The sequence below is a fragment of the Ruminococcus sp. genome (assembly GCF_017650195.1).
Taxonomy (GTDB): Bacteria; Bacillota; Clostridia; order Oscillospirales; family Ruminococcaceae; genus Ruminococcus.
The window spans coordinates 1-23,489 of record NZ_JAGCFH010000330.1 but is presented as its reverse complement, the minus strand read 5'-3'; the positions used below and the strand labels follow the sequence as shown (position 1 = coordinate 23,489).

Here is a 23,489-nt window from a genome sequence, read left to right as displayed (position 1 = left end):
CCTGTTCCTGAGCAGATGTGATAGTTACAAGATGACCGCCCAAGCCTTCGCAGTATGCTTCGGCTTCTGTCCAAGTCATGCCCTCGTTAAAGACCTTGTAATTATCAGGATCAGGATAGTACCTCCATTCAATTTCGCCTGTGTATGGGAATGTAAGCTTTGTTTTGTCGCCGCCGACGACAGTTGCCTCAACATAGTATTGAAGTATCAGCTCAGCGTCTTTAAAGTCAATGATTCCGTCTGTGTTTACGTCTGCCGATGTTTTGTCGATTGGTGCCGATTCATCGCCGTTGAGAATATTATTTTCGACCAGCGATGCGTCTTCTGCGGATATTTGCCCGTCGCCGTTTGCATCTCCGTACAGCACGTAAGCTTCCGTCTGTCCGTCTTCCGCCGCTATAACATTAGCCGGAAGGTACATCGGCAACATACTGCCCGTCAGCGCCACAGAAGTGACTGCCGCAAGCAGCTTGCTGATTTTTGTGTGACTCATGCTTGATTCCTTTCTGTTATAGGCTGTGCCTTATTTATAGTTAAGTATTACATTCTGTAATACATGCTACAGCTTTTATTCTGAGTATAATTCTTATAGCGAAATTTCACTTATTATATCACATTTAATGTATATAGTCAATACATTTATTGCTCTTTATTTATATATTTACTGCAATAGCACCAAATCATCAGCAGCGATCAATTAAAGAAATTTCTTCCAATGCATCACTTTCAGAATGGAAAGAATCTGCTAATTTCAACCGGTTTTTCGGCAGATATAACATTTTGTGCATTTTCCGTAACCGGGATCCGGAACACCTTCAAGCGTCCCGACCTGCCTTTTTCAACGTATTTCCATCATTTTCACGGGCGCTGAAAAATCCTTAATCCAACCTCCTCAAAAATCAAAGATTACTTAATAATTATTTTTTTATCAATCTCCGAAAAATTGCTGTAAACCGCTTGAAATAGCCTTGTGTTTATGTTATAATGTTTAAGTTGTAAAAAATAACATAAAACACCTGACAGACAAAAACAGAAAAAGTCAGAGCATTAATCAGAATAACACTATTACTCAGAGGGTGAATTTAATGGAATTTGGAGGAAGAAATGAAAAACACATCAAAAAAGCGCACTGCCGCTGGTATAATGTGCCTCGGTCTGCTGCTGCGGACAGCCTTATACCTTCCGGCAGGAGCAGAAGCAGCCGGACAGATAACAATAAACGAGGTCTGCTCAAAGAACACATCATATAGGGCTTCCGACGGGAACCCTTATGACTGGATCGAGTTGTACAACAGCGGAAGCTCAGAAGTCGACATATCCGGCTGGGGACTTACCGACAAAGAAAAAGAGCCATACAAGTATGTATTTCCCGAGGGCACTCATATATCCGCAGGAGGAAGGCTCCTCGTTTTCTGTGACAGCGACGCAGCCACTGGCAATAAGAATATAGCCCCCTTCGGATTATCGTCGACGGGTGAAACGATAATCCTTACGGAAAAAGGCGGAAATACAGCACATACCATCACTTTTGGCTCCCTTGCTTCGGATACCGCCTACGGACAGTATCCCGACGGCAGCGGAGAATACTATATGCTGAATTGTACTCCCGACCAGAAAAATACGGCTCCCGAGGGCAGCAACGCTGTTCATCAGCCTGTTTTCTCAAAGGACAGCGGCTTCTACGACAGCAACTTTACACTTACGCTCACAGCCGACGAGGGCTGCGACATATACTATACAACAGACGGCAGTGATCCAGTGTACGGCTCAAAGAAGTATACCGAACCTATAACGGTAAGCGATATGTCCGACACTCAGAACCGTCTCAGCGCACGCACAGACATAGTTCCCGGAAACGCAGAAGCTCCCCGTGAAAATATAGACAAGGCAGCGGTGATCCGCGCTGTTGCGGTAGACAAAGAGGGACGCGCCAGTGAATATGTCACAAAGACCTATTTTATCGGCAGGACAAATTCGGGATACTATAAAAATATGAAGGTCATCTCACTTGTTACTGACCCGGATAATCTCTTCGACCAACAGAAGGGTATATACTGCCTAGGACGCATTTTTGAAGAGAACAGAAACGGTGGTGACAAGCCTGCATGGGAATACAAAGCCAATTACAGCATGAAAGGTAGGGACTGGGAACGTCCTGCAAGCTTCACCTTGTTTGAAAGCGGAGAAAAAGTGCTGGAGCAGAACGTAGGTATCCGTATAAAGGGTGCTTTTTCAAGAAGTCTCGCGCAGAAGAGCTTCAATGTATATACCCGTCAGGACTACGGTACGCCTGAATTCGATTACGATTTCTTCTCTGGCAGAGCTGTGAAAGCAAAAAACGGAAAAGCCATAAAGAAGTACGATGGCATAGTTCTCAGGAACGGCGGTAATGATAATACAGGAGCCTTCTTCCGCGACAGCATAAATCAGAGCCTTATCACCGACAGAGCCTTTGCATATCAGGCCACTACAGAGTGCATAGTATTCCTTGACGGAGAGTTCTGGGGAATCTATCAGCTTATGGAAAAGCTTGGAAAAAGTTATCTAAGTGACCATTACGGCGTAAAGAAGAGTGATATCGCAATTATAGAAAACGGCAGTCTTGAAGAGGGCACGGATAACGATCTCAGGGAATGGCGTGAGCTATGCGATGGTGTTGCAAACGGCAGTATATCATTCGACGAATTCTGCAATAAAGTCGATCTTCAGGGCTTCATGGATTATTTTGCTGCTCAGATATACTGGTCCAACGCAGACTGGCCGCAGAACAACTTCACCGCATGGCGCTCGAATGTCATAGACGAAAGCAATCCCTACGCTGATGGCAAATGGAGAATGGTGCTCTTCGACACAGAGTCTGGACAAGGTCTCTACGGTAACGAGGACAAGAGTTTTTCAGCCGACTGCTACAGACGTATACGTGAAAGTGGCAGCCAGCTTGCAAGAATGTTCAACGGACTTCTGGAGAATCCGAGCTTTAAAATGAAATTTGCAAGAACGATGATGGATCTTGCAAACTATAACTTCAACACTGAAAGAACAAACAGCGTTATAAGTTTCTATAAGAATACGTACAGACAGCAGGTAATGGATACCTTCGCCCGCTTCCATTCCGGTAGCCTTTCAGGCGAAAATGCCGGAAGACGCTTTGACGGAGAGATGCAAACAGTGACCGAATTTTACGCACAGCGTTATAACTATGCCGAGCGCACCACAAGATCGGCTATGGGTATTTCATCTGAGCCTTACAGACTCACAGTCGTAAACTCTCCAGAAAGTGGTAGTATACAGCTGAACACGCTCAATCTCGAGAAAATAAACAGTTGGAGCGGCAAATATCATCCGGATTACGACATTCACCTTACAGCAGTTCCTGTGGAGGGACGAACCTTCTCCCACTGGAACATAAACGGAGCGTCACTCACAAGCGGAGATATAAATTCAGCCGCAATAAAACTCAGGCTTGAATCTGACGCAACAGTTGAAGCTGTTTACAGCGACGGTACTCAGACGGTAACTACCGTCACGACGTCAAAGGCAACAACAACAACAACTTCTACCACGACAAAAACGACAGCAAAAACCACAATGGCGACCACAGCCAAAACCACCTCTGCCACCACAACTTCAAAACCGGCAGCATCGTCAGGCTCAGGAAGGAAAACCCTTGGAACTGTCATTCAAGCAGAAAGCTATGATTATAAATCAGGCATTGACAATGAAAACTGCTCTGAGGGCGGTATCGACGTTGCATATATCGAAAACGGAGAATATGTTGGCTACAAAGACATAGACCTCACAGGTGCGAAAAAGATTGACTTCCGCATAGGATCAAACGGCGCGAAGGCAGTACTTGAGGTCCGTATTGATAATCCCGACGGAAAGCTTATAGGCAAAATGGATATACAGAGCACAGGTGGCTGGCAGACATGGAACACCCAGACCTGCACTATCGAAGAGACCAGCGGAAAACACGACGTTTATTTCATATTCACAGGCGTTGAAGGCTACCTTTATAATGTGAACTGGTGGAGAGCCGACAGCCCTGTAAAGGATTATATCACCGGTGACCTCAACGGCGATGGAAAGGTTGATATATATGATCTCTGTGCAATGAAAAAAGCTGTTTTAAACGGCAACACTGAGAATTTCGGATCAGCTGATATTAACGGTGACGACGTTGTGAACGGAGATGACCTGACTCTCCTTAGGAAGTTCATAACCGGCGAGATCAAGTCATTCTAAAACGAAAGCTAAGACGTTTCACGGAATAATTCGTGAGTATGATCTTTTCTCAGATGCCGCAAGGGTATTGACAACAACCATGATATGTGATAGAATTCACTTGTTCAGAAAGAACACTGAGTTTGTACAAGAACGGCAGCATTCAAGCTCCTGCCGCTAAAGTGAGGAGAACAATATGAAAAGATCAATACCTGTTATACTTATCGCAGCCATTCTGCTGACAGGTTGCAAGGGTGGAGACGGAAACAGCTCAGAAAACGTCGTGGTCACTACTGCAGCTAATACTAATTCCACAACAAACACAACATCTGTCACGACCACGGAAGTATCCGCGACCACTTTATCTGTCACAGCGTCGATCTCAGCTACGACAGCCGCTGACACCACCGAAGCCTCCACAGCTAACAGCTCCGAAGAATCAGCTCTTATAGACGCAGGGATAATCCCTCCGGAACAAGAGGATACCTCCTCAGAAAGCAACTCGCTACCGACCATGACTGATGCTTCGGGCAATAATGCTCCAATAGAGTTGCCGATAATACCAATAACATGAACAAGCAAAACAAGCATCTCACAGTGAGATGCTTGTTTTTTTATGCCCTTGACTATCAAAATAATCATATCTATGAAAAACATTTATTTAATATCCTGTAAATGCCGATTTTAAGGTTTTTTTAAGACTTCCGAGTTATTATAAAATTGTTTGATAACGTTAGAATGCCGGATATAGTCCTTTTTTGTATCTGTAGCTGCTTTTCAGAGAATATGCGCTTAAAATTGCTGTATTTCCCATAATTTGTGATATTGTTATTATGTCTGATTTCTGATAAAAAAGCAAAGCTTCTGATATAAATCCCACCTCGCTTTAACTTATAATAATTTTTGGCTATATCCAGAAAGCTGGCAGGCAGATGTCAGCAATATATCATCTTAATACCGCTTCAAACGATCCCATAAAAACTAAGAAAACTCTTTACCAATACGCCAGTGCATTGTGATACAGTCACTATCTCACAGCATATCAAGATGATAAAAAAAACAAGATCAAGAAATGACTTTACCGGAATCCCTCTCCCGAAAAGCTTTTCGACAGACCCAAAATCAAGGCAAGTGCAAAAAGGAACGTGATAAATAATGACAAATAAATCCGACAAAACAGATGTGTATTTTAGTGAATACAGTGACACACTCAACAGCATAATGCAGCAGCAGGAAAAATACCTGCCAGAATTAAAGTATTTTCTCGATACGGAATATACATGGTCAAGCAGAAAGACCAGATCACAGCAAAAGCCCCATGTCGTTATTCTCGGTACGGGAATACCCGAGGAACTCGTTATGGCAGCAGGTTCCGAGCCATACTGGCTGACAGGCGGAAGCCTAGGCTCGGCAGCATGGTCCGATGATATCGTCCCCCGTGACACCGACCCTGTGAGTCGCTCCATACTCGGATATATACATCAGCCTGCTGGCGCTGATTTTTCAGAATCGCTCTTTATAATTCCTATTACCAGTGACAGCATGAGAAAGATAGCCTATCAGCTAAAGGACGAAGGACGCCGGCTCTGTCTAGCAGATGTTCCGCCGGACCGCAGCGACAATAAAGCGGAAGAAAAATGGCAGCGTCAAATGCTGGATATGGCAGAAGCTGTATCCGCTCATACAAAAAGACGTATAACAAAGGATTCCGTGATATCAGCAGCCTTAAGAGCGTCAAGGGCTCGCTGTGCCCTGACCGCTTTCATGAACGTCTCACGGGAGCGCCCCGATATAATCTCAGATGCTGCACGTCTTCTCGTACAGGACAGCTATTACCGCACCTTCAACCTTGACGAATGGACGTATCACGTACAGGAACTCACTGAAAGATTAGTGGAAATGTCAAGGCGTTATGTTCATGCAGGACATAACAGACCTAATGTTATCATCATGGGTTCTCCAGTGATATTTCCAAATTACAAGATACCCTTCCTGATACACGACGTTGGTCTCACCCTGCTCGATACTATAGACTGTTCGGTACTAAAACAGGAACTCATACATGAAAAAAACTGCCTTAATGGCAGTTGCGAGCGCATGATAAGGAATATCGCTTCTGCATGGTATAACAAGGACGCTTCATCGGCTTTCGTAAGGAACGAAGCTCTCTTCGGACATATCTCACGACTTGTGCAGAAAAGAGATATCGAGGGCGTAGTATACCACGTACTAAAAGGACAGATAGAGTACGACTTCGAGCTTGAACGCTTTGAAGAGCTTTTTGCAAAGTATGATATCCCCGTGTTCCGTCTAGAAACGGACTATCAGTATCAGGACGTCGAACAGCTCAGGATACGTCTTGAAGCATTTTCCGAGATGCTCACCCAGAACCGTTACAAAGAGGTGCGAAAAGCGAAATGAGATCAAGGAAACGCATTGCAGCAACAGCTGTTATTTGTATTGCTTTTTTTGCACTGGCATATTTTGCACTGTATCTGCCGTTTTATAAATTCGGACCGGAAAGCTATGCAACAAGTCTAAAAAAGATATTCTCTATAGAATATATAAAGACTCTCCTGCCGCTTTTCATCATTGCCGTTATCTCTGCACTGGGTATCATTCTGACAGTTTATATAAGAAATGCGCTTATGAAAAAAAGTGGAAATAACGCTTACAGTTACAGCAACAGAGGTCATGGAAACGCCCCAAAGCAAAAGCCTGCTCTATTTATGATATTACGCTGGGCGATAATGATAGTATTCTCTTTCATGATGATATGGGGAGGACTGCTTTTCGGACTCAGATCAACAAATATAAGCCTGCCAGTCTTTTCCTGCCCTGCAAACAATGTGCAGATGACCGAATCGAGCTGCTACTTTCTTTCACACCCCAAGGACCTTTTCGAAGAACTTCCTTTGAAAAACATCATCATCTTTTATCTTAGCACCATGTTATTCATAGTGCTGCTCGGACGTGTGATGTGCGGCTTTCTGTGTCCTATGGGACTTATACAGGACGTCATGGACAAGCTCAGAAAAAAGACTAAAGTCAGGGGCATATCCCCGAACGAAAAAATATACTCTGCCTTCGTTCCGATAAAATGGTTCATGGTGCTGATGTTTTTCGGCATTGGCTTCATAGGCGGCAACTTCTGCAATTTCTGTCCTGCCATTACAGTATCTCCTATACTCGCAGGAATAGGAGTAAGTCTCTATGTCAGCGGCTTCCTTATGATATTTGTACTTATAGGCGGATTTTTCAAGCGCAGACTGTTCTGCAATATATGTCCTCTGGGATATATAGTGGGACTATTCCATAAGGTTTCGCTGTTCCGCATACGCAAGGACTGTCAGGCGTGTACCGAATGCGGCGCCTGCTATGAAGCCTGTCCCATGGGTATAAAGACCATATACACCGAGAGAGAAAAGAACGATGTGACAGAAGCAAGCTGCATAATGTGCGGAGAATGCATAAGATGCTGTCCCGAGGACAATGCGCTGTCCCTTACCTGCGCAGGCAGAAAGATTTACACTGCGTCGAGGAAGAATGTGATGTCGGGCTACGCTCCGGACAGAAAACGAGGATAATGCAATGATAACAATGTCAAGAGATCAGGAGCGTAAGGCGCGTCAGGACAAGCGCTTCATAAATAAGGAAACGCAGACCTCTGCGAAATACCTCCGCCGCATAGAGGAGCTTTCCGGTGCGCCGGAGGGAATGGATGTGTTCCTTGACGCACTTGAGCGTATATACGTTGAAATGAAGGGCGTAAGCGTACCTAGTGGACAAAAGACTATAGGCACATACTGCGTCATGGTGCCACAGGAACTTATCTACGCAGCAGGAGCTATGCCGGTAAAGCTATGCAGCGGAAACTACACAGCCTTTTTTATAGGCGACGATATAGCTCCCCGTGACGCCTGTCCCCTTGTAAAGGCAGTTGCAGGCTTTAAGCACACAGGGCTCATGCCGGTATATGAAGACTGCTCCATGATGATAGTACCCGTTACCTGCGACTGCAAAAAGAAGATAGCAGGTATGCTCGGCGACTACTGCGACGTCATGACCATGCACGTCCCTACCGAAAAGGGCGACGACGAGATAGACGAGTTCGTCAGACAGCTCTATGATCTGGCAGCAAGGCTCGAAGCCGTCACCGGCAGAAGGATTACCTATGAGTCGCTGGCAAACGCCTTCTATAAAGTCGGACGCGCTCAGTACGAGCTGGCCGAGTTCATACAGCTGAAAAAGCAGACCCCATATCTTATCAGGGGCACGCACGCTATGACGATAATGAACGCAGCGGCATATCTACCTGCGGATACATGGGCAGACGCTCTCCATATCGTAAATGATTCACTGAGGCTACGCACTCAGAAGAGAGAGACCGTAACGACAAAAAAGCTGCCGAGGATATTGCTGACGGGCTCGCCGATAGTGTTCCCGAACGTGAAGATACCACTGCTCATAGAGGAAATGGGCGGTATAGTCGCAGGTGACGAGACCTGCATGGGCGAGCGGGGTATGTGGGACCCTCCGGTAATCACGGACAACAGCTTTGACGGCATGATAAGGGCTCTGGCGAACCGTTCGCTCCGTCCCTGCCCATGTCCCACATTTGCCGACAATACTCAGCGGATATACCGTCTGAAACAGCTTATAAAGGAAAATCAGATACAGGGAGTCATCTATCACGTTCTCCGCGGCTGCCTTGTATACGATTTTGAGTACAAGCGTATAGAGGAGGAGCTTGGAAAGCTCGATATACCTGTTATACGCCTTGAAAGCGACTACAACGAAGAGGACGTGGAGCAGCTGCGCATAAGGATAGAAGCCTTCATAGAGCTCATAAAGCTGGGACAGGCTCCGGAAAAGCGCAGCGAAGTACGCAGGGAGCTGTAAGGAGAAAAGAAAATGGGCAAATACTATATAGGACTTGACGGCGGTTCCACCTATCTTAAAGCCGCTCTTATAGGCAACGGAGAGGTCATAGATACCATGGTCCGCAATACGGGAATAGACAATGACGGCACAGCTCGAAGGCTCACCAAAGAGCTTTGCGAAAACAATGGCATATCGCCGTCGGATATAGGCTATATAATGGCTACAGGTTACAGCAGAAAGGTGCTTGAGGTGGCAGACGATGATATATCCGAGATAACCGCTCATGCCTACGGTGTTCGCCTCACTGCGCCAAAAGAATACCGCCCAGGCATGATAATAGACATAGGCGGTCAGGACTCCAAGATAATATATCTTGACAGCAAATATGCTGTCAAGAATTTCAGCATGAATGACAAGTGCGCCGCAGGAACTGGCAAGTTCATGGAGGTAATAGCACAGATACTTGAAACTACTATTGATAACGTTGGCCCCCTTTCACTGGAAGCGACAAATCCCTGCGATATCAACAGCACCTGCGTAGTTTTTGCACAGTCAGAGGTCATCTCACTTGTGGCAAGAAAGTACGACAGAAGAGACATACTTGCAGGTATGCATATCTCTATGGCAAGACGTATCGTTAAGATGATGAAGAAGTCCGAAAAGGACGGTGATATACTCATGACAGGCGGCGGTTCTCTGAATATAGGGCTCCACAAAGCCTTCGAGGAGGAGCTTATGAGAGATGTGTATGTTGCGGCATATCCGCAGTTCAACGGCGCGATAGGTGCAGCTATCATTGCCAGCGAAAGAGGATAAAACAATGGGCTTTTCATTACTTCTTGAAAGCATGACTGCAGCTGCTTCTGTAGGAATGGGCTGCGGTACCTGCTGTGGCTCCGGGATAAGCGCGGCACTTTACGGCTATCTCACTACACATACAAAGAATATCAGACAATCAGTCAGAGCATTTATAGATTTCTTTTTCGGCAAATTCCTTGCAGTCATACTGCTTTGCTGTACGGCATCAATTATCGGCAGCAGCATTATAGACGACTCCGGACGCATATTCGGTATAAAGGCTGCATTAATAGTTGACGCAGTTATGCTCGCTATGGGAGTATGGTTACTTATATGCTGGATAAGAGAAAGAACTGGTAAGAATAGTTGCAAAACCTGCAAGGGATGCAAAAACGATAACGAGGAACTTGACGAAGGAAAAACGCATCATGCAGCTTTGATAGGCATGGGATTCAGTTACGGTATCTCCCCCTGTGCTCCACTTATACTGATAACCGGCTACGCAGCAACGCTGCCTGTAGCTTTTGCAGCGATACTAGGCGCAGTATTTTCTCTTGCCAGCACAGTATCTCCTGTTCTATTTATAATGCTTCTTTCAGGCGTGCTTGCCAAGAAAATGCATAATGAGATCCCCCAGTATCTGACATGGTTCAGGCTCGGCTGCTATATATTGGTGATAGTTGTATTTACGTCGGGTATCATAAAAGCGCTCCTATGAGAATAAGTATAAAATAGCAAACTGTGTTAAGATTTAATCTTGACCGGAACGGGCATAAAGAAGTACTGACTCCTTTATGCCCATTTTTTTGCATATAATCAACGAACATTACAACATACGAATTGCCCAAAACTTTCATAATGAGATATCATAAACACAAAAGCACTTAATCAAAACCAAAGTCAATGGGGAAATACTAATGATAGACAAACAATAATATATTTATCAGCTTTCTTAATAATATAAAATCAATAGACTCAATATAAATTATCTCTTGATATGAATATTAGTAATTGCACACTGATCACCAGTAAGAGCTGCAAACAACTTCTGTACTTCGTCGGTAATTGAAGTAACAGAGTGTATTGAAAGCCCACTGAATTCAGTTGATATAGTTATCTGTCCTTTCTTCATGCGGAACAACATCTCGCAGTCCTGACCAGCCTTGTTCTGTTCCTTGAAGGCGTTCCAATCTTTGAAGCTGTCAAGCTTATTGACCAAAACATAATTATCGGCGTGATCATCTTCCTCCCAGCCTTCTCCGTCAAGGCGAACTAACGTAATCTCACGATAATCATTGCCGTTTACCTGCCCGTCGGACGATGTATAGATTACAACAAAGGGACAATGCCAAACCAGTCTTGCTGTTGGCAGACTCACGGAATGGAATGAAATACGCATTCCATCAGTTATTTCGATGCCTTCTGATGATTCTGAGCGCCAGCCGTCTACCTGTACATTGGGAATATCCCCCTGCGGTACATCAATGTAAGTTATCTCTTTTGCTATGCGCGGAATATAACCGTCCCCGATTATTTCTCCCGTCTTTGTCACTTCAACGTCATCAATAATACAATATTTGCCCGTAAGAGACAGGTAACAATATCTTGTACTGTCAGGCAAAGCTATTATTATCTCATGAGAACGAAAACAATTCGATATTCTGATCAGCGCATGATCTTTATACCGCATAGCCTCTATATCGAAGTCAACCTTTTCGCCACGTATCATTGCCTTTTTTTCTGCTCCCGCACCAGCGGTCTCATTGGTCTTTATACTAATATTTCTGACTCCAGCCTGCTCAACAACGCCGTCAGCGTGTATAGTAGCGTATTCGTGATATAAAAGATCTCTGCGCTTGCGTTCACTATCATGTATTCTTTCGTCCAATGAATCAAAAAGAACAAAGCTTGGTATGTTTTCCTCGTTGCGTTCATCAGTCATCCGACTGGTAAAGTGAATATGGACAATGCCATTGTTTAGTAGGATACCGTCTGAACGTGTAGTACGATACGGGCCACATAACATTGTTCCTATTGTCTCTCCTTCAGAGGCATCCTCGCTCTCTTTCATAATATACTCAGAATCAAGGTCAATAAGATGAAGCATTATTCTTCCATAATTAGGATCAAATTGCGTTCCCAAACCTTTTACAAATTCCTCACGAACAAGCTGCTGAGGAATAGGATCACGGTAGCTTCGTTTTGAAGTCATAGCATCATAAGCGTCTGCAATAGCAATAATACGAGCAATATCTGGGATATCCTCACCTTTGAGTCCATCAGGATATCCACGTCCATCATAACGCTCATGATGATAGTGGGCACCTATACTAAGATAAGGCGATTGGCTGATACTTGAAAGTATCTGCATTCCAATCACCGGATGTGTCTTTATCACGTCATATTCCTCATCTGTGAGTTTTCCTTCTTTGTTGATTATACTGTCCTTTATGCCGATTTTTCCAACATCATGCAGAAGTGCTGCAAAGTATATATCTTCACATTCCTTTTCTTTCATGCCTGAACTTCTTGCAATTTTTACTGAATATTTTGCAACTCGGCGTGAGTGACCGTGTGTATACTTATCCTTCGCATCTATAGCATTTGCAAGAGCAGTTGCTGTTTGTTCAAACAGTATATGCATATTCTTCTGCTCCTGACGTATAGTTTCCAATTCTAACTTATTGGCGCGTTCAATCATTTTATTCATATCAATCAGAGAAAAGATATAAAGAAGTACAGCAAGTCCAACAAGAGTGATATTCGTCAAAGAGATTCCATATGTAAAGATTTGTAAAATAGAAGCTATTAACGGTGTGATTGTAAACAGCAACAGCGATATACGTATGATTTTACCGAAACGTTTTAAGTTTTCTATAATCACCGACATATCAAGCACCAGTACTATCAACGGAAACATGTAGCATATTATAAAACCTTCTGTACGCTTATAAGAATTCATCTCATCGAAGGTGTAATATAAGCCTGTAAATTGGGATATTATAAGCATTATAAATGCCAGTCCACACATAACGCATGAAAGCTTTAATCGCAGTGGCGCTTTTTCAAAACCGCTATCATGAATCATAAGATCCATAAGGTATAAAGTGAAGAAAAAGATTATAGCAAGAGTCAGCGCAAATACCATAAAATTGCTTATCCTGACCATCCAGAATCCTACATCACTTGTATCCCCATGGAAATTATATGCTTTTCTGTCAAACAAGAGTAAGAACATAGCCGAAAGCTCCAATGACAGTAATATCAATCTACGTGACGGTCTCAACGTTTTAGTAATCAAAACAAAAATCGCCAGCATACCGCATATGCATATTAACGTGAACATTATATTTAATTGGTATACTTTCAAAAAATCAATAACAGTCTGCATATCTATTCCCCTTTGCTTTTTTAACAGAACGCAGAATTTGGCTATTTACACCAAAATATTATATGTATTCATTCAATATAGGTATATTATAACATATAAATATTATTATAGCAATATTTAATACAAAATAAATTTTAAATTTTTTTATTACTAAATTGGTTTATTACATTATGAGATTATATATTTCGTTTTTATGTTCTAATTTATTAATAATCGTCAATGTATAATCAAAATTAATGTGGAAATACTAACCTCACAAAATCATTTTGATTTTTGGAGGTTTTATTATGAAAGCAACAGGTATTGTCAGACGTATCGACGACCTCGGTCGCGTAGTAATACCAAAGGAAATACGCAGGACCATGCGCATCCGTGAAGGAGATCCACTGGAAATATATACCAACAGCGAAGGCGAGGTAATATTCAAAAAGTATTCCGCTATCAGCGAGATGAGCGAAAACGCCGGATACGTAGCAGATATAATGCATAAGATATCGGGATGTCCCGTACTGATATCAGACAAGGACCACATTGTAGCCACCGCAGGCGTTACGCGTAGAGAATTTTCCGAAAGACGCATCACTGGCCAGCTCGAAGAGCTTATGGAAAACCGTGGACAGTTCTTTTGTCCCGACGGAAGTACCAACAGCTTCTTCCCTGCCGAAGGTGTAGATAGGACCGCGATTGCCGCTGTTCCGATAATCACCGCCGGCGATATTTCGGGAGCAGTGATTTTTCTAACGAGTGAAAAAACAAGTGAGGCAGCAGACATTCACAAAAGCCTCATAAACGCAGCTGCGCAGTTTCTGTCGAGACAGATAGATGGCTGATGATGAATATAAATGTTTCGAGCACTCAGAAATCTCGCCCGAGATGTCTCTTTTTCAATATTCAATGTTTTCCGCTTAAGAAGTGTCCGTTCAGTCCCTATTATAGAAAGTATCTTTTTCTGGAACACTAAAACGGCACGGTAAGACCCCCTCCAGCAGAATAGCGGTATAAAATTACCGAGCCTGTACTTTCAGGCTCGGTAATTCACTTTTTCCGTTAAGAGAGGCACCTAAAACCGTGCCGTTAAATTGTTTTAAGCGTTGGGATCAAGGTTCTTGATCTTTCCGAGCAGGAATAACTGTATCTGGAGAGCATCGTTTGATGTAATTCCCTTAGTACTTGTATCAACGTCAGCCTGCTCCGCGCCCTTGCTTGTGATATGCTTGGAGTCAGTTCCGGATGTGCCATACTTATTTGGATTAGCAAGGCTCTGCATGATGAGAACAGCGTCTGCCATATCAATACCACCGTCGCAGTTAGCGTCGCCCCATACCAATTTCTCAGACGTATTGGTATCCGTTGAACCTCCCTTGATAGTTATATCATAAGAAATATCGACACCGAAGCAAAGATCATAACCATAGTAAGAACCGGCAGTACCCGTTATCTTTACAGTGTACTCACCTGCGGGCAGCTTATTGAACTCACTGTCAAGAACACTGTTTCCACTGCCGTCGGTTATGGTTATTTCACCTTTTTTGAAGCCTGAATCATAGTTCAGCTCTTTTTCATCATAATTACAAGTTTTGCCTCCATTCGGCTGTAATGTACCGGTAAATAAAAGACCTGACAAATCGAGTGATTCGCCCTGTTCATAAACAGTCTTTGTGGGGTATGTGAGTACCTCTTTGAAATTGAACATCTCATGAGTAGTCGGAGTTATTTCTTCCTTTGTAGTTGTTGCTGTGGTAGTTATTGTGGAATTCTGATCAGGGGGAGTTGTTGTTACTGTAGTGGTAGTTGTAGCTGTAGTTGGCGGAGGAGTAGTTGTGCCAATGTAAACGCCGTTATCGTAGCATTCTTTACATACAGGGAAACCAAGAGGTCCGTAGATAGCCTCTGATTTGGGTATCTCCTTGCCGCAGTGCTCGCACTTTACAGTCTCTACGGGAGCAGTTGTTGTTACTGTTGTGGTAGAGGTAGTTGTGCTTGTAGTTGTTGTAGTAGTAGGCTTTGTGGTATTGGTCTTTTCAACTACAACAGGAGTTCCGCCGCCTGACTTGCCGCCGTCAAGGTTGCTCTTAGCGCCGGACGAATAGAACTCATTCAGTGATAGACCGTTCTTTCCGAGAGCTGTCTGATGGTCTAGACCAATATATTTACCTGCGTCTGTCTGCCAGAGAGACTTCTCAAAGAGATTGTACTTGGCGGTATCCCAGTTCATAAAGGTAGGATCGAGAAGTCCGCCTGTATCACCTGAGTTGGGGTTGATGCACCAGAAAGTATGGCTGATGTGATGGTCTATCATGTAGTCGCGAAGAAGCTCCATCCACTTCTGGTTCTTTCCGCCGTCCATGTGACCGCCCCACTCGCCTATGAGGAGAGGAGCTATATCCTCAGCATTAATGTATGCCCATGTATCGTACCAATAATCCTCAAGAAGGGTCTCGGTAGTGAAGTTCTTGTCGAACCATGTCTGCGCGTATACTGACGGACCGTAGTCATGAGGAGAGTATACTATCTGACTTGTGCCGCTCTCTGGAACTACAGGGTAATCTCTTACACCGCGGAGGTTTCCGCCCCACCATGCGCCGTGCCACGGCGACTTGTCAGCCGGAGCGTCCCATATATCCGGAGTATCGTAGGTATTGCCCTCCTCCGTCTTGGGGTACTGTTCAACACCCTCAATGAAGATAAGAGCGTTGGGGTTAACTTTAAGTATCGAGTCTGCGCACTTCTTGGCTGCGTAAGCCCAGTTGTTCTCGTCTGTGGAGCCGTCCCACTTTGCAATGTCGGATGGGCAGGTATTTCCCGTATATCCGCGCTTGCCGTGAGGCTCGTTCTTAAGGTCATAGCCGATGAGAGTATCATCGTTTGCGTACTTCTCAGCTATCCATGTAAGTGACTTTATCCATACATCGGTAGTTATGCCAGCCTTGCCGTACCACAGCTCATAGTTGTGACCGGAGTTGTTGGCGTCGGGGCTGTGAACGTCGATAAACGCCTTGATACCGTACTTCTTGCACTTCTGCATGATGATATCGAAGATTTCCATGGAGTTCTTCAGGGTCTTTCCGTCAGACTCAACGAAGTCCCTGTTGATATCGCCGTACTTTCCTGCGGGAGTGATAGTACCGTCCTCGCCCACTACGTCCTCGGGAGGATTGTAGCTTGCCTGTACTGAGCTTACAGCATCGGGCTTGCCGTTCATCCATGAAACGAGGAGCTCTGAGGATATCGGCAGACGAAGGGTATTGATACCATGGTCTGCGATAGTCTGGAGCATATCGTCCACATCTCTTGCATAGAGACCGTGAGCACAGTTCTCCGAGCAGTTGAAACCAAACCAGTTTGCTCCGGTGATCCATACCTCATTGCCGTTCATATCATAAAGACGGCTTCCCTTCGCATGAATCCAGTCATCGTTGCCGTCATCTGCAGCATGTACCGTTCCTACGATATCGTTTACGAGATACGGCGTGTGGGCGGCACCCGTGAAGGTCAACGCCGCCGATGCAGCAATAGCTGTCATTGAGCGTAAAAGCTTTTTCATAATTTTTTCCCTCTCATTTTTTTATTTATTTTACCGCAAAGCATCCTTTGCCCTGCGGTCAAATGCTTATTCCACAGGAAGCTTAGTATACTTTCCGAGGAGGTACAGCTGTATGGCCTGAGCGTCGTTGTTTGAAAGGCCGTTTCCACCCTCTACGTCTGCATTTGCAGCTCCCTCTTCTGTTATATGCTTTGAGTCAGTGCCTTTGAGTCCGTATTTATTAGGATTTGCAAGCGCCTGCATTATGAGTACAGCGTCTCCCATATCCACTGTACCGTCGCAGTTAGAATCTCCGAAATTACGATTACTGACATCGGACACAGTTGTTACTGTAGTTGTTGAAGTAGTAGTCGTCTTTGATGTAGTAGTTGTTGTGGTAGTTGGCTCCGACTTTGTTGTGGTGGTAGCCGAGGTCTTGTCAGCGTCCACCGGCTTGCCGCTGGATGTCTTACCTCCGTCAAGATTGCTTCCCTCAGAAGCAGCGTAGGATGAATAGAAATCGTTCAGTGATATACCGTTCTTGCCCAGAGGTATCTGATGATCGAGACCGATATACTTTCCGCTCTTCTGTGTCTGCCAGAGAGCCTTTTCAAGCAGCGCGTACTTGTCCTCTTCCCATATTATAGTTGTACCATTGCTCGTATCCGAGACATCGTTGATAGAGTATGAGAAGCTCTTCCACAGACCGCCGGTATCGCCGGAATTGGTATTCAGGCACCAGAAGGTGTGGTTGATATGGTGATTTATCATATAATCGCGGAGAAGCGTCATCCACTTCTGATTCTTTCCACCATCCATGTGACCGCCCCACTCTCCGATAAGCTCGGGAGCAATATCCTCGGCATTGATATATGCCCACGTATCGTACCAGTAGTCGTCAAGGAGCGTTTTCTCCGTGAAGTCCTTTGCGAACCATGTCTGGTCATATACTGACGGACCGTAATCATGAGGCGAGTATACTATCTGTGAGGTTCCCTGCTTCGGCTTTATGGGATTATCCCTTGCACCGCGGAAGTTTCCTCCCCACCATGCACCGATATATGGTGAATTTGTCTTTCTGTCAGGCATACCCCAGTAGTCGCCAGCCTGAGCTCCGCTGAGAGACTGCTCAACGCCCTCCACAAGAATAAGAGCATGGGGGTTTACGTCGAGTATAGCCTCTGCGCACCTTGTAGCCGCATAAGCCCAGTTATTCTCGTCTTTGGAGCCGTCCCACTTTGCAGCCGCTTCACCTTCTGGACCCTTTCCGTGAGGCTCGTTCTTGAGATCGTAGGCGATGAGTGTATCATCATCCTTGTACTTGTTTGCCAGCCATACCAGCGATTCTATCCACAGGTCTGTGGTTATTCCAGCCTTGCCATACCAGAGATTGTAGTTATGTCCGGAATTGTCGGTATGAGGACTGTGAACGTCAATGAAGGCCTTGATACCGTATTTTTTCAGCTTACCGAGGATTATATCGAATGACCTCTCCGTATCTATCAGTGTCTTTCCGTCAGCCTCAACAAATTCCTTGTTGATATTTCCATAGGTGCCTGCTTTTATGATACCGCCGTTTCCGTCATCCATATCCTCGGGAGGATTGTAGCTTGCCTGCATTCCGCCGCCTGAGAGCTGCGGAGGCTCGCCCTTCATCCATGATACGAGGAGCTCGGATGATATCGGGAATCTTATAACGTTTATTCCCCTGTCTGCCACCTCTCTTACAAGGTCGTCGCAGTCGCCGCTCCAAAGATAATGAGGAGCGCCCTCGATACAGTTCAGACCGAACCAGTTGGCTCCGGTGAGCCACACCTCGTTGCCGTTCATATCGTATAGACGGCTGCCCTCTGCGTGGAGCCAGTCGTCGTTATTTGTGTCAACAGCCTTTGCCGTCATTTTTGTATGACCGAAGTCCGGAGCTGTGCCGGTAAAGGTCAGTACCGCAGCAGAAGCTAAAGCCGCTGCTGTGCGTGCAATTTTTTTCATTATTTATTTCCCCTCTCATAGTGCACATATCCGATGCACTTATAGTTGAGTATATTGTAACATTTCAACACTGAAATGTCAAGAGCTTTTGCGCGTTTTATAAGCATTTATGCATAAAATCTCATTTTATTCTCATTATTGTTAAATGCATAAATATACTGTATCAGCTCTCCTGAAGCTCCTTTATCTTGTCGCGGAGATAGGCGGCATGTTCAAACTCAAGCAGCTTCGCCGCGTTCTTCATCTCCACAGTTAGCTTGTCTATCATTCGCTGCTTTTCCGCAGCTGAGAGCTTCTTCTTTTTGGTCTTCTCCTCCACCTTAGTCTTTGATGTTATCTCCAGTACATCGCGGACGTCCTTGATTATAGTCTTGGGAACTATGCCGTGCTCCTCATTGAACTTCATCTGTAATGTACGACGGCGTTCCGTCTCGTTTATTGCCCTCTCCATTGAACCCGTAACGCAGTCGGCATACATTATTACCTGTCCGCCGGCATTTCTTGCAGCTCGTCCGATCGTCTGTATCAATGAGGTCTCGCTTCTCAGAAATCCTTCCTTGTCAGCGTCAAGTATTGCGATAAGGCTCACTTCAGGTATATCCAGTCCCTCTCGGAGAAGGTTGATACCCACAAGCACATCAAAAACGCCTTCACGGAGATCCTTGATTATCTCCATACGCTCAATAGTGTCGATATCATGGTGAAGATAGCGCACCTTAACTCCCAGTTTTTCATAGTAGGAGGTAAGATCCTCAGCCATTTTCTTTGTAAGAGTAGTTACAAGCACGCGCTCATGACGCTCAACTCGCTCGTTTATCTCAGAAAGAAGATCGTCTACCTGTCCGTTGGTGGGCTTAACAATTATCTCCGGGTCAACAAGTCCTGTAGGACGTATCACCTGCTCCACTATGATATCTGTCTTTTCGCGCTCTATCTGTCCGGGAGTTGCACTGACGTATATAGCCTGATTGATATGTGCATTGAACTCGTCGAAGTTCAGCGGTCTGTTATCCATAGCACTTGGCAGGCGGAAGCCGTATTCCACAAGAGTGGTCTTTCTTGCTCGGTCGCCCGCATACATAGCCCTTACCTGCGGCAGTGTCACATGGCTCTCGTCCACTATGAGGAGAAAGTCACTCGGGAAATGGTCCATAAGGGTAAGAGGAGTGCTTCCTGCTGGACGTCCAGCAAGAATACGGGAATAATTCTCTACACCGCTGCAATAGCCAACTTCTTTCAGCATTTCCATGTCGTAGTGAGTGCGTTGCTCTATACGCTGAGCCTCTATGAGCTTGTTGTTCTTCTGAAAATAGTCTATACGCTCCGCAAGTTCCCTGTCTATCTCATTGATTGCCGATTCAAGCTTGTCGTCGCCCACAACATAGTGAGAGGCAGGAAATATAGCCGCATGAGAGACTACAGCCTGCACCGTGCCCGTTATAGCGTTGACCTCCGATATCCTGTCTATCTCGTCACCGAAGTACTCCACACGGATAGCAGTATCCGTAGACATTGCCGGGAATATCTCCACAACGTCGCCCCGTACCCTGAACCTGTTGCGCTCGAAGGCAACATCGTTCCGCTCGTAGCGTATCTTTACAAGCTCCGAGATAAGCTGGTCTCTCGGCTTTTCAGCCCCCTGACGTATTGATACGCACATCGAGCGGTACTCCTCTGGGCTTCCGAGGGAGTATATGCAGGACACACTGGCAACGATGATAACGTCGCGGCGCTCAGCAAGAGCAGTAGTTGCCGAGTGGCGAAGCTTGTCTATCTCGTCATTTATGGAGGAGTCCTTTTCGATGTAGCTGTCAGTGCTTGGCACGTAGGCTTCGGGCTGGTAGTAGTCGTAGTATGAAACGAAGTACTCCACAGCATTTTCGGGGAAGAATTCGCGGAACTCCGAGCAGAGCTGTGCCGCAAGTATCTTGTTGTGAGCAAGAACGAGAGTGGGCTTGTTGACACGGGCGATGACATTCGCCATGGTGAAGGTCTTTCCTGAACCTGTAACACCGAGGAGTATCTGCTCCTTTTTGCCCGAATTTATACCGTTTACAAGTTTGTCGATAGCCTGCGGCTGGTCGCCGGCAGGAGCGTAGTTTGAACATAGCTTGAAGTGATCCATTTTCTAACCTTTCTGAAAAAAGCGGCTGAACGTATGAAAGGGATTCCAAAGGTACTGTGTTCCTTTGGCAGAGTCCAGAGGCAGCGCCTCTGGCAGGGCTCGGGGCAGCGCCCCGAATTCGACAGGCGCATCGCAAGGGTTGAATCAAAAAACAGTCCAGTGGACTGTTTTTTGAGAGGGGACACCCTGCAACGTAAGATTTCCTTATCAAAGAAAAGAAAATCAAACCGAATAGGACTAAAGGCGATGTTTTTATCATCGCCTTTTTTATTATGTTCTTTATATGTTCTACGACTTCAAATATGATTTGTGTATGACGGTTGTCGATTACTCCAGTGAGCTATGGTTTATGGCACATTAATCACATTTGCAATATTAGATGATATAAAATACTTTTTTATTTTACGCTATATATATATGTCGTAAATTATTGAACGATTATTCTTTCAGCTCAAAAGCAATTTGAGGATCTCCTTTTTTTCTCAGGACGAAACCAGTAACAAATACATTATCATTAAATATATACACTATACAGCAAGGAGAAGCAAGTACTTTTTCTGGTAACTTACGACCAATTCCTACGGCACATTCATGATCGCCGTTATCATGAAATCGGACATTCAGGATGGTATAATTGGATTGATGGATCAAACGACTTTTTTTTGCCATGAGTCACGTGTATTCTACGATAAGAAATTACTTCACCATCTGTCTTTTTTCCGTTAGCCATGATTTTTTTTACCCGCCTGATCCTAAAAGTCATGCTTAGACCGAGGATAAACAAAGGGATTGAACAGACCAGCGGAATATAAATGTTTTCACAAAGTTCACTACAGCCGTTGCCGTCCTCAGCAGAGCCGACTAACAATGTGCAGAGCAGTATGAAGATGATGAATCCGATCCCGTATACCCCAATCTCTGCTGCGTGACATTTAGTAAGGCTGAAATCATAACCGCCCAACGGATTATTAATGACTATATACCCGTTCTTCTTCATGGTATCTCTCCATTTCAATGATGTGGACGCATTCTCAAAGAGTGCTCAGATTAAAATATTTCAGAACATCATCCCATGTTTCAAAACCCCAATCGCTGAGCTTTTTATAAGTTCCGCTGCATCCGATAGTTACAGGTTCCGTATGTGTTTGTATACAAAAAGAATTATAAGGTGCATCTCCGTCATCAAATTCAACTATATACTCCATGCCCTTGAGTGCCGGATGTGTTTCAATCAAATGACTTCCGAATCCGCCATCTTCGCACACAATGTCATGCAGAATTTGGGGATGAGAGATATCTTCTGTGAAGTACGAGCTTGCCTCGATCCTTATAACAGAGGCAACCTGCCATGTAGCTTCGAGATAATAATCATCTGCTGATGCCTCTGTAACTGATGATTTTGTGGTTATTGTTTCTGTGGCTGTTATTTCTGTATACTGTGCCGAAGCAGAAGTATCGGAATAATCAGTTCCATCATGTGGATCCTGACCACAGCCTGCTGCTGTTAATGCAACAGCAGCAGTGATAGTTAAAAGAATGATTTTTTTCATGATTCTCTGAATATCCTATTGTATTTTGTAGCCATATCGCGCAGAGATTTGGCATTGGACTTTGCATTGTCAACAGAAGACTTACCATATTTATGAACAAGCGTATTATAGCCAAAGAGGCCAACGATACCAGATCTGTCTTCGCTAAGTTCTACATACTTTTCTTCACCGAACTGTCTTGTCACAACATAGTAGATCATATACTGACTTACATTCACGCAATTCTCTACTCCAGATGCGACATAATAACGTTTTCCGTCGCCGAGTTTCTTAGATTGTCCGCAAATCAACTGAATCTTATCAGAAGCCAAGACCGTGATTTGTGTCGAAAGATCCGCACTGATGAGGTTTTCACGTTCATAAGAGAGATTCTGACCTGCAACAGCACTTATAACTAACTTAACAATCTGAAGTATTGCTGTCACTTCTCCGCCGAATTTGTCGATTAGAACATCAATTCCAAGATCCGTTGCATCGCTCAGTGTGCCCATGAGAAATTCATAGCTACCGCGTCCCCAATAATTTGAACGTTCCTTGGAGTTGAGATCTTTAATAATCTGCCGTGCTGCTTCAGCGGAATAATCATCATAACACTTTGTCAACTCAGTAAGGAACTCTCTGTACTGTTCAAATGCAGCAAGCTGCTGGGAATATTTAACCAGCTCTGTGAACTGTGCAAATCTGGAATATGCAATCAGCGCAATATTCAAGCCCAACTCTGCCTTTTTGGAAATATTTTCATATCTCTCTTTAATTGCAGGTGAATTGTTGTTGCGGAAGACGTTTCTGTCAATTTCAGACTGTCTTCTTGAAATCTCCGCCTGCTGATTTGCAAACTCTCTTACTTTTGCTTCTGTGAGCGTTCTGTTTCTTCTAGCCTCGCGTATTGCTAGATCTAGCTCAGACTGAAATTTGCTTATTTTGCTACGCTCATCCGTAATGAGCTTCTGGACTTTCTTGTCAGTCAGATACTTTATAACGCTGTCTGAAATCTTAAAATCATTG

The 23,489-nt window shown here is 44.6% G+C and carries 15 protein-coding genes and 1 pseudogene; 8 read left to right on the top strand and 8 right to left on the bottom strand.

The features are described from left to right. A partial coding sequence (locus J6U00_RS15075) for a dockerin type I domain-containing protein (RefSeq protein ID WP_296583264.1) occupies positions 1-493 on the bottom strand: 493 nt, incomplete at its 3' end. Positions 494-1,104: 611 nt separating this feature from the next. On the opposite strand from J6U00_RS15075, the gene J6U00_RS15070 reads away from it, so the two are divergent. The 7 genes from J6U00_RS15070 (at position 1,105) to J6U00_RS15040 (ending at position 10,624) form a co-directional block, all read left to right on the top strand. Then, positions 1,105-4,245, top strand: a complete 3,141-nt coding sequence (locus J6U00_RS15070; RefSeq protein WP_296583262.1) for a CotH kinase family protein — start codon at positions 1,105-1,107, stop codon at positions 4,243-4,245. Between the two features lie 175 nt (positions 4,246-4,420). After that, a complete protein-coding gene (locus tag J6U00_RS15065; RefSeq protein WP_296583260.1) occupies positions 4,421-4,798 on the top strand; it encodes a hypothetical protein in 378 nt (125 codons plus the stop codon). 581 nt (positions 4,799-5,379) lie between these two features. Further along, positions 5,380-6,645, top strand: coding sequence for a 2-hydroxyacyl-CoA dehydratase family protein (locus tag J6U00_RS15060; protein WP_296583259.1), 1,266 nt, complete (start codon positions 5,380-5,382; stop codon positions 6,643-6,645). Beyond that, on the top strand, positions 6,642-7,811 hold the full coding sequence (locus tag J6U00_RS15055; RefSeq protein ID WP_296583257.1) for a 4Fe-4S binding protein: 1,170 nt from the start codon (positions 6,642-6,644) through the stop codon (positions 7,809-7,811). The genes J6U00_RS15060 and J6U00_RS15055 overlap by 4 nt, the downstream gene beginning before the upstream one ends. Before the next feature lie 4 nt (positions 7,812-7,815). Next, the gene (locus J6U00_RS15050) at positions 7,816-9,126 is read left to right on the top strand and encodes a 2-hydroxyacyl-CoA dehydratase family protein (protein WP_296583255.1); all 1,311 of its coding nucleotides are present in this window, start codon (positions 7,816-7,818) and stop codon (positions 9,124-9,126) included. A gap of 12 nt (positions 9,127-9,138) precedes the next feature. Continuing rightward, positions 9,139-9,924: an acyl-CoA dehydratase activase gene (locus J6U00_RS15045; RefSeq protein ID WP_296583253.1), complete on the top strand. Its 786-nt coding sequence runs from the start codon at positions 9,139-9,141 to the stop codon at positions 9,922-9,924. Between the two features lie 4 nt (positions 9,925-9,928). Then, positions 9,929-10,624 (top strand): sulfite exporter TauE/SafE family protein, encoded by a 696-nt coding sequence (locus J6U00_RS15040; protein WP_296583251.1) that lies wholly within the window; start codon positions 9,929-9,931, stop codon positions 10,622-10,624. A 267-nt stretch (positions 10,625-10,891) separates the two neighbouring features. Here the strand turns inward: J6U00_RS15040 and J6U00_RS15035 are convergent, their stop codons facing one another. Then, positions 10,892-13,144, bottom strand: coding sequence for an HD domain-containing phosphohydrolase (locus tag J6U00_RS15035; RefSeq protein WP_296583249.1), 2,253 nt, complete (start codon positions 13,142-13,144; stop codon positions 10,892-10,894). Positions 13,145-13,584: 440 nt separating this feature from the next. Here J6U00_RS15035 and J6U00_RS15030 point away from each other — a divergent pair, with 440 nt between their 5' ends. Next, on the top strand, positions 13,585-14,127 hold the full coding sequence (locus J6U00_RS15030; protein WP_296583247.1) for a stage V sporulation T C-terminal domain-containing protein: 543 nt from the start codon (positions 13,585-13,587) through the stop codon (positions 14,125-14,127). A gap of 1,250 nt (positions 14,128-15,377) precedes the next feature. Here J6U00_RS15030 and J6U00_RS15025 read toward each other — a convergent pair. The 6 genes and pseudogenes from J6U00_RS15025 to J6U00_RS15000 form a co-directional block, all read right to left on the bottom strand. Beyond that, positions 15,378-16,841, bottom strand: a pseudogene (locus J6U00_RS15025) (glycoside hydrolase family 5 protein); the annotation flags it as partial. Positions 16,842-16,907: 66 nt separating this feature from the next. Beyond that, on the bottom strand, positions 16,908-18,809 hold the full coding sequence (locus J6U00_RS15020) for a cellulase family glycosylhydrolase (RefSeq protein WP_296583245.1): 1,902 nt from the start codon (positions 18,807-18,809) through the stop codon (positions 16,908-16,910). A 163-nt stretch (positions 18,810-18,972) separates the two neighbouring features. Beyond that, complete coding sequence (gene uvrB, locus J6U00_RS15015) at positions 18,973-20,934, bottom strand: excinuclease ABC subunit UvrB (RefSeq protein WP_296583242.1); 1,962 nt, start codon at positions 20,932-20,934, stop codon at positions 18,973-18,975. A gap of 604 nt (positions 20,935-21,538) precedes the next feature. Continuing rightward, positions 21,539-21,931, bottom strand: coding sequence for a hypothetical protein (locus J6U00_RS15010; RefSeq protein WP_296583240.1), 393 nt, complete (start codon positions 21,929-21,931; stop codon positions 21,539-21,541). A gap of 34 nt (positions 21,932-21,965) precedes the next feature. Continuing rightward, complete coding sequence (locus J6U00_RS15005) at positions 21,966-22,484, bottom strand: hypothetical protein (RefSeq protein ID WP_296583238.1); 519 nt, start codon at positions 22,482-22,484, stop codon at positions 21,966-21,968. Then, positions 22,481-23,489: hypothetical protein (locus J6U00_RS15000; protein ID WP_296583236.1), on the bottom strand; the 1,009-nt coding region annotated here is incomplete at its 5' end. The genes J6U00_RS15005 and J6U00_RS15000, both read right to left, overlap by 4 nt.